The sequence below is a fragment of the Simiduia curdlanivorans genome (assembly GCF_030409605.1).
Lineage (GTDB): Bacteria > Pseudomonadota > Gammaproteobacteria > Pseudomonadales > Cellvibrionaceae > Simiduia > Simiduia curdlanivorans.
Genome location: NZ_JAUFQG010000006.1, coordinates 1088471 through 1103705, shown reverse-complemented (window position 1 = coordinate 1103705; position 15235 = coordinate 1088471). Strand labels below are relative to the sequence as shown.

The 15235-nt window shown below is 53.3% G+C and carries 16 protein-coding genes; all 16 read left to right on the top strand.

Going from position 1 to position 15235, the window contains the following annotated elements:
• Nucleotides 1-6: 6 nt before the first annotated feature.
• The 16 genes from QWY82_RS18690 (at nt 7) to QWY82_RS18615 (ending at nt 15205) form a co-directional block, all read left to right on the top strand.
• Nucleotides 7-612, top strand: coding sequence for an LON peptidase substrate-binding domain-containing protein (locus tag QWY82_RS18690; protein ID WP_290265399.1), 606 nt, complete (start codon nt 7-9; stop codon nt 610-612).
• A gap of 103 nt (nt 613-715) precedes the next feature.
• Nucleotides 716-1969, top strand: a complete 1254-nt coding sequence (locus tag QWY82_RS18685; protein ID WP_290265398.1) for a glutamate-5-semialdehyde dehydrogenase — start codon at nt 716-718, stop codon at nt 1967-1969.
• 3 nt (nt 1970-1972) lie between these two features.
• On the top strand, nt 1973-2617 hold the full coding sequence (gene nadD, locus QWY82_RS18680; RefSeq protein ID WP_290265395.1) for a nicotinate-nucleotide adenylyltransferase: 645 nt from the start codon (nt 1973-1975) through the stop codon (nt 2615-2617).
• Between the two features lie 105 nt (nt 2618-2722).
• A complete protein-coding gene (gene rsfS / locus QWY82_RS18675; protein WP_290265392.1) occupies nt 2723-3061 on the top strand; it encodes a ribosome silencing factor in 339 nt (112 codons plus the stop codon).
• The gene (gene rlmH, locus QWY82_RS18670) at nt 3061-3528 is read left to right on the top strand and encodes a 23S rRNA (pseudouridine(1915)-N(3))-methyltransferase RlmH (RefSeq protein WP_290265390.1); all 468 of its coding nucleotides are present in this window, start codon (nt 3061-3063) and stop codon (nt 3526-3528) included. The genes rsfS and rlmH overlap by 1 nt, the downstream gene beginning before the upstream one ends.
• A 97-nt stretch (nt 3529-3625) precedes the next feature.
• Entirely contained in the window at nt 3626-5509 is a 1884-nt protein-coding gene (mrdA, locus tag QWY82_RS18665) for a penicillin-binding protein 2 (RefSeq protein ID WP_290265388.1), read from the top strand.
• On the top strand, nt 5506-6654 hold the full coding sequence (gene rodA / locus QWY82_RS18660) for a rod shape-determining protein RodA (RefSeq protein WP_290265386.1): 1149 nt from the start codon (nt 5506-5508) through the stop codon (nt 6652-6654). Before mrdA ends, rodA begins: the two co-directional genes overlap by 4 nt.
• A 118-nt stretch (nt 6655-6772) precedes the next feature.
• A complete protein-coding gene (gene mltB / locus QWY82_RS18655; RefSeq protein WP_290265384.1) occupies nt 6773-7753 on the top strand; it encodes a lytic murein transglycosylase B in 981 nt (326 codons plus the stop codon).
• Nucleotides 7750-8700 (top strand): septal ring lytic transglycosylase RlpA family protein, encoded by a 951-nt coding sequence (locus tag QWY82_RS18650; protein ID WP_290265382.1) that lies wholly within the window; start codon nt 7750-7752, stop codon nt 8698-8700. The genes mltB and QWY82_RS18650 overlap by 4 nt, the downstream gene beginning before the upstream one ends.
• A gap of 124 nt (nt 8701-8824) precedes the next feature.
• On the top strand, nt 8825-10006 hold the full coding sequence (locus QWY82_RS18645) for a D-alanyl-D-alanine carboxypeptidase family protein (protein ID WP_290265380.1): 1182 nt from the start codon (nt 8825-8827) through the stop codon (nt 10004-10006).
• A 226-nt stretch (nt 10007-10232) separates the two neighbouring features.
• Nucleotides 10233-10517, top strand: a complete 285-nt coding sequence (locus QWY82_RS18640) for a YbeD family protein (RefSeq protein WP_290265378.1) — start codon at nt 10233-10235, stop codon at nt 10515-10517.
• A complete protein-coding gene (gene lipB / locus QWY82_RS18635; protein WP_290265376.1) occupies nt 10507-11205 on the top strand; it encodes a lipoyl(octanoyl) transferase LipB in 699 nt (232 codons plus the stop codon). Before QWY82_RS18640 ends, lipB begins: the two co-directional genes overlap by 11 nt.
• Nucleotides 11206-11245: 40 nt before the next feature.
• Complete coding sequence (gene lipA, locus QWY82_RS18630) at nt 11246-12262, top strand: lipoyl synthase (RefSeq protein ID WP_290265374.1); 1017 nt, start codon at nt 11246-11248, stop codon at nt 12260-12262.
• 9 nt (nt 12263-12271) lie between these two features.
• Entirely contained in the window at nt 12272-12757 is a 486-nt protein-coding gene (locus QWY82_RS18625) for a GNAT family N-acetyltransferase (protein WP_290265373.1), read from the top strand.
• 202 nt (nt 12758-12959) lie between these two features.
• Nucleotides 12960-13976, top strand: a complete 1017-nt coding sequence (locus QWY82_RS18620; protein WP_290259239.1) for an IS110 family RNA-guided transposase — start codon at nt 12960-12962, stop codon at nt 13974-13976.
• Between the two features lie 467 nt (nt 13977-14443).
• Complete coding sequence (locus QWY82_RS18615; RefSeq protein ID WP_290265371.1) at nt 14444-15205, top strand: substrate-binding periplasmic protein; 762 nt, start codon at nt 14444-14446, stop codon at nt 15203-15205.
• The last annotated feature ends 30 nt before the right edge of the window (nt 15206-15235 follow it).

Below are 15235 nucleotides of genomic sequence, written 5' to 3'. Positions count from 1 at the left end.
CTGGCCGTGCTCGAGCTTCCTATCTTTCCCCTAGGTCAAATGCCGCTGCCGGGTATTCGCTTTCCCATGCGCATTTTCGAGCGTCGCTATCTGGATATGATCAGCCGGCAGATGCGTAAAGACGAGGGCTTCGTCATCGCCCAAGCACAGCCCACGGGCGACTTTTTCCCGCTCGCGGTCAAGGTGGCTATTGTCGACTGGGATCAGTTGCCCGATGGCCTACTGGGCATCACGGTGCAGGGTGTTGAGGTCGTGCACATAGAGGCGCACCGGGTTGAGGACAGCGGCTTAATCATTGGCGCCTGCCAGCCGGTACTGGCGCGTCAGGACGAGAGAGACGAAGCCGAGGGCGCCAACCCTGACACTCCCGATCAATCGTCGGTGCTGTCGGCCCATTGGGATGGCTTAACCGAGGTGTTGGATCAATTTAAGTCTCACCCGGGCATTGCCGAGCTCGACTTACCCGAGGCCGACACTGCGGCAGCACTGGGCTGGCAGCTGTTGCAGTTGTTGCCCGTGTCGGCGGCAGAGCGGCAGAAAGCGCTGCGTCTAACCGAGCAAGAGCGCTTAAGCTGGCTGGCCGCGACCTTGGATCGCCTAAGTCGCGAATAAGCCCTCGTTTTCGCCGATAATTGATTTTATTTTGACCAAGTTTCCCGCCAATGGCTCAAATGCCGGTATAATGCGCGCCCCGCGAAATATAGGTAGCAGATTGATGGATATAAAAGCTTACATGCACACCCTGGGTAAACAGGCCCGTGCAGCCGGCCGTCAATTGGTTGGTGCAGACACCGCCACTAAGAATGCAGCGCTCTTGGCTATTGCCGAGGCCATGGCAGAGTCCGAGGCCTATTTGTGTGAGGAAAATCAAAAAGACCTCGCCGCTGGTAAGGCCAACGGCTTAGACGCGGCCATGCTCGATCGCCTAGCCATTACCCCGGCCGGCGTCGCTGGCATGATTGAGGGTCTGCGCCAAGTAGCAGCCCTACCAGACCCCTGCGGCGAAATATCGGACATGTGTTATCGCCCCTCCGGCATCCAGCTGGGCAAGATGCGCGTGCCTTTAGGCGTTATCGGCATTATTTACGAGAGCCGCCCGAATGTGACCGTGGATGCGGCCAGCCTGTGCTTGAAGTCGGGCAATGCCACCATTTTACGCGGTGGCAGCGAGGCCTTTCACTCCAACCAAGCCATCGCCACTTGCATCGCCAAAGGTCTAGAAAAGGCCGGCTTGCCAGCCAGCTGTGTGCAGGTTATTGAAACCGCCGACCGGGCCGCGGTGGGCGAGTTGATTACCCTAAGCGAATTTGTCGATGTGATAGTGCCGCGCGGCGGCAAGGGCCTGATCGAGCGCATTAGCCGCGATGCCACGGTTCCTGTGTTGAAGCATTTAGACGGCATTTGCCACGTCTACATAGACGATCGCGCCGATTTGGATATGGCCTTTAATATCGCCCTGAATGCCAAGACCCATCGCTACGGTGTGTGCAACGCCATGGAAACCTTATTGGTGGCCGAGGGCGTCGCCTTTGAAATTTTGCCGCGCTTGGCCGAGGCCTACACGGCAAAGGGCGTGGAGTTGCGCGGTTGCGAAAAGACCCGCGCCGTGATCGATGCCAAGGTGGCGACAGAAGAGGATTGGGGCACGGAATATTTGGCGCCGGTATTGTCTATTCGCGTGGTTGAAGGCATGGATCAGGCGATGGAACACATCGAGCAATACACTTCGCGCCACACGGAAGTTATTGTCACCGAGGATTACTCGCGCGCGCATAAGTTTTTGCGCCAGGTGGATTCGAGCTCGGTAATGGTCAATGCCTCAAGCCGTTTTGCCGATGGCTTTGAGTACGGGCTGGGCGCTGAAATTGGTATTTCTACCGATAAACTGCACGCCCGAGGGCCGGTGGGTCTCGAGGGGCTAACGTCGCAAAAATGGATAGTGTTCGGTACCGGTCAAATTCGCGACTAGCCGATGACGAACGGGCTGGGTATTTTTGGCGGCACCTTTGACCCCATTCACACAGGGCATGTAGCGCTCGCGCTGCAAGTTTGTCGGCAGTTGGATTTAGCGCAACTGCGCTTAATGCCGACCCATTTGCCGCCTCATCGCACTAGCCCAACGGCCAGCGCCGAACAGCGCGCGGCCATGGTGCAATTGGCGATAGCTGACTACCCGAGCTTGAGCTTGGACAGTCGCGAATTAGTGCGTAACCGCACCAGCTATACCATCGACAGCCTGCGCGAGATTCGTTGCGAGGCGGGCGAGCAAACACCGCTGTTTTTTATTTTGGGCATGGATTCACTCAACGCCTTAAATACTTGGCGCGAGTGGCAGCAGCTGACCGATTGCGCTCATCTGGTGGCGGTAGCACGGCCTGGCCAAGCTTGGCCAGCTGAGACCTCGGCGGTGGGTGAGTGGCTGGAGGGACGGGTTTGCAGCGATCTGAAAGGGCTCGCTCAGGCCTGCGGCCAGGTGATTCGGCTCGACGCGGATTTTCCGCAGTCGGCGACGGCGATTAGATCTGCCTTGCGCTCAGGCGCTAGCGACCACGATTGGTTGGTGCCGAGTGTGGCGGACTATATACAAACGCACCGGCTTTACCCGCGCGACACTTAATGCCCGCGCAAATCTTAGTCTGCGACTAAGCTAAAACTTTGGCGACTTGCTGTTAAGGCTGGTCGCTTGTTATTTATTGATTGCTGAACTTGGAAACAACTGAACATGACGACCCCATTGAACGACATCATCATCAAAGCGCTTGAGGACATGAAGGCTAAGGACATAGTGACCCTCGATGTGCGCGGTATGACCGATGTGATGGATACTTTAATCATTGCCAGCGGCACCTCGTCGCGTCACGTGCGCTCGGTGGCGGAAAACGCCATTGAAGAGGCCAAGAAAAGCGACATTCGCCCAATCGGCGTCGAAGGTTTGGATGCACCTGAATGGGTGCTGGTGGATTTTTCCGACACCATTTTGCATGTGATGTTGCCGGCTACGCGAGAGCTCTACGATCTGGAAAAATTGTGGTCCATGAAACCCAGTGATCGCAACGCCTAATGCGTATTCGCCTGATCGCCGTGGGCACGCGCATGCCTGGCTGGGTGCAGGAGGCCTATGGCGAATACGTCAAGCGCTTGCCGCGCGAGCTTGCCTTAGAACTGGTGGAAATTCCGCTCGGTTCGCGCAGTAAAACCAGCTCCACGGCCAATGCCATAGCCAAAGAATCGGGGGCCATCTTGGCGGCTATCGGCGACGGCGATCGGGTGATTGCTCTAGAAGTTAAGGGTAAAGATTGGAGCACCGAGCAGCTATCACAGCAGCTCGCACACTGGCAAATGGACAGTAAAAATGTCTCGTTATTGGTGGGCGGGCCAGACGGATTATCCGACCAGTGTCGCGCCCGTGCCGACGTGCATTGGTCGCTCTCGCGATTAACCTTGCCGCATCCGCTGGTGCGGGTTTTATTGTCTGAGCAAATCTATCGCGCCTGGACCATTCTCGCCAACCATCCCTACCATAAATAATTGAATTTTATTGTTTTTCATCTGTCCAATGTCTTTGGATTGAGGTCAATTGTGGTAATGTTGCCCTCGCGATTAACGACACAATAATAGCGGTTGCATGTCAGAACACTTGCAAATAAAAGATCATCACCGCGAGGCAAGAATTTTTGCCCGTCGGGTGGGCGTCGCTGGCGTTCTGATGTTGGGTCTTTTGCTGGTGGTTTATTTGCGCTACTACCGGTTGCAGATCATCGAGTACGAAGATTACGTCACCCGCTCCGACCAAAACCGCGTGCAAGTGCAAGCCATTCCACCCACGCGCGGGCTTATCTACGATCGCCGGGGCAAGTTGCTGGCGGAAAACCGACCCTCTTACACCTTGTCCATCGTCAAAGAGCAAGCCGGCGACTTATACCAAACCCTCGACATTCTGCGCGGCTTGGTCGACCTCGATGACGAATCGCTAACCACCTTTCTCGAGCGCATGAAGCAGCGTCGTCGGCCCTTTGAGGCTGTGCCTTTGCGCTATCGTTTGAGCGAGGAGGAGATAGCGCGTTTAGCGGTGAATGAATACCGACTGGAAGGCGTTGAGGTGAGTGCTGAATTAGTGCGCAACTACCCCATGGGCGAGCTCTTTGCCCACAGCATTGGCTTTGTCGGGCGCATCAATGAGCGCGAGCTGGCGGGCTTCGACGAAGAGAGTTACGCGCGTTACTCTGGCACCCATACCATGGGTAAATTAGGCTTAGAAAAATTTTATGAATCTGAATTGTTAGGGCAAGTTGGCAGCCAGCACGTCGAGATCAATGCCCGCGGCCGGGTTTTGCGGGTGTTGGATTCGCAGCCACCCGAAGCCGGGAAAAACCTAACCTTGTATTTAGATTCCTACGTGCAGAAAGTTGCCCACGACGCCTTAGTTGGTCGACGCGGTTCGGTGGTGGCCATCGAAGTGGAAACCGGCGGCGTGGTGGCCATGGTGTCGACGCCGGCATTCGACCCGAACTTATTTGTCACGGGTATTAGCTATGCCGATTACAAGGCGCTAAATGAATCCCGCGATTTACCCTTGTTTAATCGCTCCCTGCAGGGCCAGTATCCGCCCGGTTCAACCTTAAAACCCATGCTCGGATTGGCCGGTTTGTACTATAAGGTTATCGACCAAAACTACAGTGTTCGAGACCCTGGTTACTATCAACTGGAAAATGATGAGCGCTTTTACCGCGACTGGAAAAAGCAGGGCCACGGCGCCCGCGTGGCCATCAATACTGCCATCGAGCAATCTTGTGATGTGTTTTTTTATGACTTGTCCTTTCGCATGGGCATAGATCGCATGCACGAGTTTGGCAGCCACTTTGGTTTGGGCAATTTAACCGGTATCGATGTACCGCAAGAAAAACCCGGTATTTGGCCGTCCAAAGCGTGGAAGCGCAAAGCCCGCGGCTTGCCCTGGTTTCCTGGCGACAGTTTAAATGTGGGCTTGGGCCAAGGCGCGGTCTTGGCCACGCCGTTACAATTGGCAGTGATGACCGCCACTCTCGCGGCCAAAGGCGAGCGCAAAAAGCCGATGCTTGTGAGCCGAGTCGGTGATACGCACCGCGCCCCGGAGGTGGTTGATCACCAAGAAGTGTTGGCGTCCGATTGGTTGATTATCGAAACGGCGATGCAAAATGTGGTGCATGGTTTACGCGGTACGGCGCAGGGAATTCGCAAGGGTCTGAAATACAAAATTGCCGGTAAAACTGGCACTGCGCAGGTCATCGGTATCGCGCAAGATAGCGAGTACGACGCCACGGCCATCGATGAACGCCATTGGGATCACGCCCTTTTTGTCGCCTTCGCGCCGGCCGAGGCACCGCGTTTGGCAGTGGCGATACTGGTCGAAAACGGTGAGCACGGTTCGTCAACGGCGGCGCCTATCGCCAGAAAAGTCTTTGACGCCTATTTAGAGGATCAGCCAGATGCCGAAGATGGCGCTTGGCTGGGTAATGGTGGACAGCCATGAATGGTGGCCAAGATTTTCGCCGACGCATGCCCGAGGCGCACGCCGATCTGCGCCGTAAAGCGGGTTTATTGCAAACACTGCATATCGATTTACCGCTATTGATTCTTATACTTTTGTTGACCGCTTATGGCTTAATCGTGCTCTATAGCGCCGGTGGGTCAGAGTTTCATTACGTCAAACGACAATCGATATTTTTTGCCATGGGCTATATCGGCATTTTTATCGTCGCTCAGATACCGCTGGCCATGATGCAGCGATGGGCGCCGTGGGTTTATGCCGGTGGCGTTATCTTATTAATTTTGGTGTTGCTGGTTGGCACAGGCGCGAAAGGAGCACAGCGCTGGTTGGGGCTGGGCGGTTTTCGCTTTCAACCGTCGGAAATTCTAAAGCTCGCCGTGCCTGTGTTGGTGGCTTCCTACCTGTCGCGTCGACTCTTGCCGCCGAGTTTTAAGCATATTTTTTGGGCGCTAACCTTGGTGGGCGTGCCCATGGTGTTGATTTTAAAACAACCGGATTTAGGTACCTCGCTGTTGGTGGCGCAGTCTGGTTTAGTGGTGTTGTTTTTTGCCGGCCTAGGTTGGCGCTATATTGTTACTGCTGTGGCTTTGGTGGCCAGTGCCATTTACCCCATGTGGCATTACGTCATGCACCCCTACCAAAAGCAGCGGGTGTTAACGTTGCTCAACCCAGAGGCCGATAAGCTTGGCGCTGGCTGGAATATTATTCAGTCCAAAACCGCGATCGGCTCAGGCGGTTTAGACGGCAAAGGTTGGCTCGAGGGCACCCAATCACACCTCGACTTTTTACCCGAAAGCCACACGGATTTTATCATCGCCGTACTGGCTGAGGAATTTGGCTTGATCGGTGTGATTGTATTGATGTTACTTTACGCTTCTATTATTGTGCGCGGCTTTATGATTGCCTTAAAAGCGCAAGATTCCTTTGGTCGCTTGTTGGCCGGTGCGCTCACCTTTACCTTGTTTGTCTATGTGTTTGTCAATATGGGCATGGTGTCGGGTTTACTGCCTATTGTTGGGGTGCCCTTGCCGTTGGTTAGCCATGGCGGCACCTCGCTACTGACCTTGATGGCCAGCTTCGGTGTACTGATGGCAGTGAGTACCGAGCGCCGGCGCGTGGTTTTATAGCGTGCTTGGCTTAGCTAGCACCAAAGTTGGAAATGTTTTCTTATGTGGTTGAGTGATCAAAATCTAGCAATTGGATCATGGTAGGCTGTTTTTCATTTATCGAGGATTAAAAGGTTTTATGATGAAACAATTGTTAGCGCTAGTTGCTCTGGTTGCCAGCCCGTCTTTTGCTCTGGCTGATTACCGAGAAAACCCTGAAGCGAAGTTATTCATGGCAGACATGCTTAAGCAATCTGTGGCCACCAGTGCGCAATTGGATGCCTGGTTTTCCAGTGCGAATAAACAACAGTCCATTCTCGATGCCATTGCTCGGCCGGCTGAAAAAACCAAGACGTGGGCCGAATATTCCAAAATTTTCTTAACCACAGATCGGATCGATAAGGGCATAGCGTTTTGGCGCGAACACGCCGATACCTTAGCTAAAGCGGAAGCGCAGTACGGCGTTCCGGCATCCATCATCGTTGCCATTATCGGCGTCGAAACACGTTACGGTAGAAATATGGGCTCCTATCGCGTGATAGATGCACTCTCCACCCTAGCGTTTGATTATCCACCCAGAGCGCCTTTCTTTAGAAAAGAGTTACACAACTTTATTCAATTGGTACAAGAGCAGAAACAAGACCCTTTAGCGCTAAAAGGTTCCTATGCGGGCGCCATGGGTTACGGTCAATTTATGCCGTCTAGTTTTCGAAATTATGCGGTGGATTTTGATGGCGATGCTATTGCCGATATTTGGGCCAACCCCACCGATGCCATAGGCAGTGTGGCAAATTATTTTGCCGGTCACGGTTGGGTTAAGGGCGGTGCTGTAACCGCGCGGGTTAGAGTGGCAAAAGATTTTGATGAGGCCTTACTCAATACCACGTTTAAACCCGACACCTCTGCGCGCGACGCGCAACAGGCCGGTTACACGCCGGTGTTTGAGTTTGAACCAGAGGAAATGTTAACGCTGTATAAATTAGAGGGCGATAGCGGCGCCGAGTTTTGGGCTGGCGCTAACAACTATTACGTGATCACCCGCTACAATCACAGCCGCATGTATGCCTTAGCTGTGTATCAACTCTCCCAACTCATTGAACAGAAATACCAAACAAAATGAATGTAAATAACGTGATCGGTAATGTCCGTCGCGGCCTGGTGTTGTGCGTGGGGCTGTCGATTGTTTCCTGTGTCAACCAACCCGCGCCTAAAAGTACTTCAAGCGCGCCTATGTCTTCGGATGAATACCAGGCCACGCGCTACGATGTTGAAAAGGATTTTGGTCCAGACTCAGCGGTGGATGTGTCGCATGTGCGCGATGCTATTCCAAAAATTGAACCGCGCACCAGCGCCGGCAATAAAAATCCGTACACGGTACTGGGCACCACCTATTCTTTACTCGAGCCCGATGTCGCTTATCAGGAGGAGGGTATGGCCTCTTGGTACGGCAACAAATTTCACGGTCATCAAACCTCTAACGGTGAAATTTACGACATGTACGGGATGACCGCGGCACACAAAACCCTGCGCATTCCCACCTACGTTAAAGTGACCAATCTCGATAATTTAAAAACCGTGGTGGTGCGGGTGAACGATCGCGGCCCGTTTCATGGCGGGCGTATTATCGATCTGTCCTATGCCGCTGCGAGCAAGCTGGGCTATGCCGACAAGGGCACGGCGCGGGTGCGCGTGGAGGCAATTAACGTCCAATCTTGGGTGCAGCACCCGGGCCAAGAGTCTACCGAGGCGCACGCTTTAGCGGTAGGTGAGCCCACGCGGGTTAGCGGTAAAACGATTGAGCAGGCGCGCGAGGCGAGTGCGGATAATTATCCCTTGCCGAGCAATACGTTTTTGCAAGCCGGGGCTTTTTCATCCAAGGTGTCCGCCACCGAAATGCGCAACACCCTAGGCGGGCTTACCCATTACCCGGTTTTTGTTACCCAGGCAGATAAGAACAGTTTATATCGGGTTCGCATTGGTCCTATCTTAAATAATTTTGATTTAGTTCAGTTGCGCGATTTGGTTTTTCGAAAAGGTGGTGTCAGACCGCACATGGTGCAACAGTAATTTCTGTTGCCATTAGCGTAAGGGAAAACTTTGGGTTTGTTCTTGCGGATGTGTTTCAAAATGATGGCCGTGCAATTACTGTGATGGTCGACTTTACGATAAATTTAGTACGGAAATTAGTGTCATGAAGGTTTGGAAATCTCGGTTCTACTCGCTCGCATTAGTGGCTATTGCCTCGTTGCCGCTAAACAGCTACAGCGCGCCCAATATTATTCCCGCGCCGCCGCAGCTATCGTCTTCCGGTTATATTTTGCTCGATGCAGACACGGGTAAGGTGTTGGTCGAGCACAATGCCGATGAACAATTACCGCCGGCCAGCCTGACCAAAATGATGACTGGCTATATCGTTTCAGGCGATATCGAGAAAGGCAAAATTGGCGAGCAGGACTTAGTCAATATCAGCGTAGCAGCCTGGAAAATGGGCGGCTCAAAGATGTTTATTCGCGAGGGCACCCAAGTGCCTGTGATCGATTTGCTGCGCGGTGTCATCATTCAATCGGGTAATGATGCCAGCGTGGCATTGGCGGAATATGTGTCGGGCAGCGAGAGTGCCTTTGTCGACGTGATGAACCAACAGGCGGCGCTGTTGGGCATGAACAGCACCCACTATGAAAATTCTACTGGTTGGCCTGCGGAAGGGCACCTGACGACGGCGCGTGACTTATCGCTATTGGCGCGCGCGCTGATTAATGATCACCCCGAACACTATGCGCTCTATGCGGAAAAATATTTTACCTACGGCGCGCCCGGAGAAAACCCCAAAACCCAAGCCAATCGCAATAAATTATTGTTTACCGATGAGAGCGTAGATGGCATTAAAACCGGTCATACGGAAGAGGCCGGCTATTGCCTAGTGGCCTCATCCATGCGCGATGGCATGCGTTTAATTTCAGTGGTCATGGGCACGGCCAGCGAAAAAGCGCGCGCCTCCGAGTCGCAAAAGTTACTTGCTTACGGTTTCCGTTACTTTCAAACCCACCAAGTGTATGGGGCTGGCGATGTTCTTTCGACTAACCGGGTCTGGTCTGGCAAGCAAGATCAAGTGGATATTGGCGTTGCCGAGCGGGTTGCGCTGACCATCCCACGAGGTGCAGAAAAAGACCTTAAAGCCGAAATGAAGTTGCCGGAAGTGATCCATGCACCGCTCGTGGCGGGGCAGGAAATCGGTGTGTTGACCATCTCCCTCGAGGGCGAGGTGCTGTACGAAAAGCCCTTAGTGGTTAAGGCCGATGTGGAGGAAGCTGGTTTCTTGGCCCGTATTTGGGATGCCATTAAGCTGTTTTTCTCCGGTCTATTTGGTGGCTAAGCCCTAGTAGCTAAGCAGGACGCCCGCTGTATTGGCGCGCTACCAGGCGGTGTAAAGCCCGGCCAGCCGCGGACTCACGGTGAAAATTCCCTGGGTGCTTAACCATTCCGGCTAAGAGCCTAGGGATTTACGCCATAGTTAACGGGGCGCGGCCGACATAGGTGGAGCCCCTTTACACAAAGCGCTATAATCGCTGGCCCTTGAAGTCCCAGGTGATTAAGCGCTGATGTCAGAGCAAAAAACCCCAAAGATAGAATTTCCCTGCCCTAATTACCCGGTAAAAATCATGGGCGATGCCGGCACTGAGTTGCACGAGCTCGTGGTTGAGGTGCTCTCTGTCCACGTGGAGGAGTTCCATCCCGGGCTAATCACGGTGCGCGACTCCAGCAAGGGCCGTTTTCAATCCCTGTCGGTGATGATTACCGCCACGGGTACGGATCAGCTGCAAGCCATATTCGAAGACCTGAAAAAAAAACCCCATCGTAAAAATGGTGCTGTAATTGGAGCCTGAGCGCGAATTGATTGTGCGCTGGCTGGGCCGAGTGCCCTATGAACCGGTGTGGCGCACCATGTCGGCATTCACCAGCGAGCGCGATGACTCTACCGTGGATGAGCTATGGCTGCTCGAACACCCAGCGGTGTTTACCCAAGGTCAGGCCGGCAAGGCCGAGCATGTGTTAATGCCGGGCGATATCCCGGTGGTGAAGGTTGATCGCGGTGGCCAGGTGACCTACCACGGCCCGGGCCAATTGGTGGCTTACCCCCTGTTGGATATCAAGCGCCTAGGTTTAGGTGTGCGGGATCTCGTCACCGCCATTGAGCAGTTGGTGGTCGATACTGTCGCCGCCTATGGCGTTAGCGCCTATGCCAAGCCCGAGGCGCCCGGTGTTTACGTCGATAGCCCCGATTACGCCGGCGCCAAGATAGCATCCTTAGGCTTGCGGGTGCGCAAACACCGCAGTTATCACGGTTTGGCGCTAAATGTCGCCATGGACCTAGAGCCCTTTAAGCGCATTAACCCCTGTGGTTATCAAGGTCTGCAGATGACCCAGCTGTCGGCCCTCGCCGGTAGCCCGGTGAATGTACGCGCGGTGGCGGAAAAAATGACCGAGTTATTTGCCGACGCCTTCGGTTACCAGCGGGTCAGTTTTACCGAAGAATTTCATCCGAATTTGCTAGCTGCACAGGCTAGCCATTAGTCGTTAACGCTGTGCCATTGACGCCAGCAAGAGATTAGATATGAGCCACGAAAACACCACAAATGCCGCTGATTTAGCCATAGAATTGCCGGTAAAACGCAGCACCCGCCTAAAGCAGGGCGAAAAATTACGCGACGCCGACAAGGTTGAAAAAATCCCGGTTAAGGTCATCGCCACAGATGGCCCCCAGCGCAAACCCGATTGGATTCGCGTGCGCTTGGAGGTGAATCCGGAAGTAGATCGGATTAAGAAAATTCTGCGGCAGAACAAATTGTCTTCCGTGTGCGAGGAAGCTAACTGCCCAAATTTGGGCGAGTGTTTTAGCGGTGGCACGGCCACCTTTATGATCATGGGCGATATCTGCACCCGGCGCTGTCCGTTTTGCGATGTTGGCCATGGCAAGCCCAATCCGCTGGATGCCGAAGAGCCGCTAAAGTTGGCCCAAGCGATTGCGGAAATGCGCTTGAAGTATGTGGTCATTACTTCGGTGGATCGCGACGATCTACGCGATGGTGGCGCGCAGCATTTTGCCGATTGTATTCGCGAGGCGCGCGCGTTGAGTAAGGGCTTACAAGTTGAGGTGTTGGTGCCAGATTTTAGGGGCCGCATGGATATCGCCTTGGATATTCTCGAAGCCGAAGCGCCCGACGTGTTCAACCACAACCTAGAAACCGTGCCACGCTTGTATCGGCAGGCGCGGCCTGGTGCCAACTACGCCTGGTCGTTAAAACTGTTGCAACAATATAAGGCGCGCCGCCCCGACGTGTTGACCAAGTCTGGTTTAATGGTTGGTCTAGGTGAAACCAAGGAAGAGATTTTCGAGGTTATGCGCAATTTGCGCGAGCACGATGTGGATATGTTGACCATCGGTCAATACCTGCAGCCCTCGAAAGATCACTTGCCCGTTGCCCGCTATGTGCACCCGGATGAATTTGCCGAGTACACGGCGATGGCCGAGCAAATGGGCTTTAAGCATGCGGCATGCGGCCCCTTGGTTCGATCTTCCTATCACGCCGATAAACAAGCCCACGGCGAGGCACTACCGAGCCTTAAGTAGTGCTGACTTATGGATATTGCCACGCTGCCGAATGTTAGTGTCCGACCTCTGCGTCAGGCACCGGAATTTGCGCAGTCGCTGGCGCACTGGTTACATCTAGAACGTCAGCGCTTCGGTGCGGCAGGTACCGAGGTCGAAGGTCTGGGCAAGCTTCAGGCTGAATGCACGGGTACCAGTGACTTGCCTCACACCAACATAGCTGTGCGCAATAACGAATTGCTTGGTGCGGTAACCTTGATGCGATTTGATGGCCCTTTAGCTCGGCCGGGCGACGTCTGGTTGTCAAACCTATGGGTAGATCCGCAGTGGCGCAACAAAGGTTTGGGTCGGCTTTTGTGCCATAGCGTCATTGAGTTGGCTCGCGATCAACAGTTTTCCACAATTCAATTATTTACCTACGATAAGTCGCCTTTCTATCAGGCTATGGGTTGGGCTCCTGTGCGCAGGGCCAAGATTGCCGGGCGCAGCTGCACCATCATGGCCTTCGCGCTATAACCGGCACTAGCGTCCACTGCTGTCCCATAGTTATATCGCGGGAGAATTTAGTGCCCGTACTAGCGACCGTCACCCGCATGGATGCGGGTGTTGAGACTACATGGATAATGGTATGGACCCACTCCACTTCTAAAGCGGCTTCGCAATGAGCCAAAATGGAAGTTACGAACATACCATTTAACAGAATGAGGAGTGGGTCGAGATGAAGATTACAACGATTGGGCTGGATATCGCAAAGTCTGTTTTCCACTTAGTGGCTGTAAATTTACGAGGCAAGCCGTTAAAGAAGAAACAACTAAAACGGCATCAGCTCTTGGCTTACTTTGCCAAGCTAGAGAGTTGCTTGGTTGTTATGGAAGCTTGCGGCAGTGCCAACTATTGGGCAAGAGAGCTTCAAGCCTTGGGGCATGATGTGAAACTAATAGCGCCGCAGTACGTGAAACCGTATGTCAAAGGCAACAAGAACGACTACAACGATGCGGAGGCAATTGCTGAAGCAGCTCAACGCCCTACTATGCGCTTTGTGCCCATTAAGAATATTGAGCAGCAAGATGTTCAGAACATACATCGACAAAGAGAGCGTTTAAAGGGCGAGCGTACAGCCCTGTCGAACCAGATAAGAGGGTTATTAGCGGAGTATGGCGTAGCGATTCACAAGGGTATTGCTACCTTGAAACGAGAATTGCCATTGATACTCGAAGACGGGAGTAACGCTTTAACCGTAGGTGCTCGGGAACTGTTTGCAGAACTGTTCGATGAGCTCATAGCCATTAACGAACGCCTAGAGCGCTGCGAGCAACGTATAAAAGCGGTTAATCAGGGTAATGAACAGTGCCAGCGTTTAGATGAGGTGCTCGGTATTGGAGCTATTACCGCAAGTGCACTGTATGCAGCGGCTGGTGATGGTAGTGACTTTGTGAATGGCCGACACTTCTCCGCGTGGTTAGGCTTAGTACCGGGTCAGCACAGTACGGGTGGTAAGCCCGTGTTACTGGGTATCAGTAAGCGAGGTAATTGTTATTTGCGCACCTTGCTGATACATGGGGCACGCGCAGTACTGCGGTATTCTGCGGAGAAAACAGATCGCTTTAGCCGCTGGGCGCAATCGTTACTGGAGCGAAGAGGCCACAACCGAGCCTGCGTCGCCGTAGCAAATAAGTTAGCCAGAATTGCTTGGGTGATCATGGCAAAAGGCGAGCGCTATCGCCCTGCGGTATAGAGCAGCGTTTTATCACAGTACGCGATAGCGTACTGCAAGAGTTTAACCCGTCGCGTCAGTTGCAAAGATAGATTGATTGGATGGTGAGATAGGTCAGACCGGCTCGTTCAAAACCTGTTCCGTGCATTGGCTTTAATAAAGCCGTAGGGATGATGAGGAGGACGAGCGCAAATATCCATCGGGGCCAGGAGGACAAAAACTTCCACCAACAGGCCGGATATATGAGAGCAATGACTTTTATCCATTATCAGAATCAAATGTCTTGCAAACGGGGTGGGTCCATATATGTATTCACGTCGTGTCGCTAGTGCGGGTACCAAACTCATGTCCAAATATACGCCCAGATGTCGCATCTATTGTGAGGCTTAAAGACTAACGATGATCGCGTCGTTTTTGTGGGACAGTAGTGCACTAGCGTCTATACTTTTGGCTTAGGCCGGTCGGGTAGACTTTAGCGTGGTAGACGTGTGCGTTGCATAATCCTCTTTTTTTCAGTGTTCATGGCCTGTGTAACCGCCGCACAAGAGCTGCGTGTGTGTGCCGAAGATGCCGACTACTCGCCCTATATCAATCCCCAAGGGCAGGGCATCCTAAAAGATTTGGTGGAACTTGCCGCCGCTAAGTCGGCATTAGCCGTGAGCTATTTACACCGCCCCTGGAAACGCTGTCTCGCCATGGTGCAGCAAGGTGAGTTGGATGCCATGTTAGCCGTTAGCTGGACCCAAACGCGGGGTGAGTCGCTCATATTCCCTAAGAATGAACAGGGCCTGCTGCGGGAGAACCAGCGCATTTGGTTAAGTGAATTTATAATTTTTAGCCACAAAGATTCGCTACTTGAATGGGATGGCGCGGTATTTAAGGGGCTGAAGTTCGGCATCGGTACGCCATTGGGGTATGTGTCTGAGCAGACGCTTAGGCAAGTTGGTGCCCTGTCACCTAACTCGGTGACCTTAGAGCAGGGCCTGACGCTGGTTAGTTTGGGGCGTTTAGATGGCTATGTCATTGAGCAGCAGATAGGTTGGCAGGTTGCCAAAAAGCTAGGGCTTGAGGCCAAGCTGAAAACCCTGCCCACGCCCTTATTCGAGCTACCTTGGTATGTTGCTTTCTCGCCGGTCTACTTCCAGAGTAATCCGGAGCAGGTAAGCCGGTTTTGGCAGGCGCTGGAAATGCAGAGAGAGCAGCATTTTGAAGCGATAAAAAGCCGGTACGAAATTAACTCCAAGCCTTAATTCCGTTCGTCGGCCATATGACATCCCTGT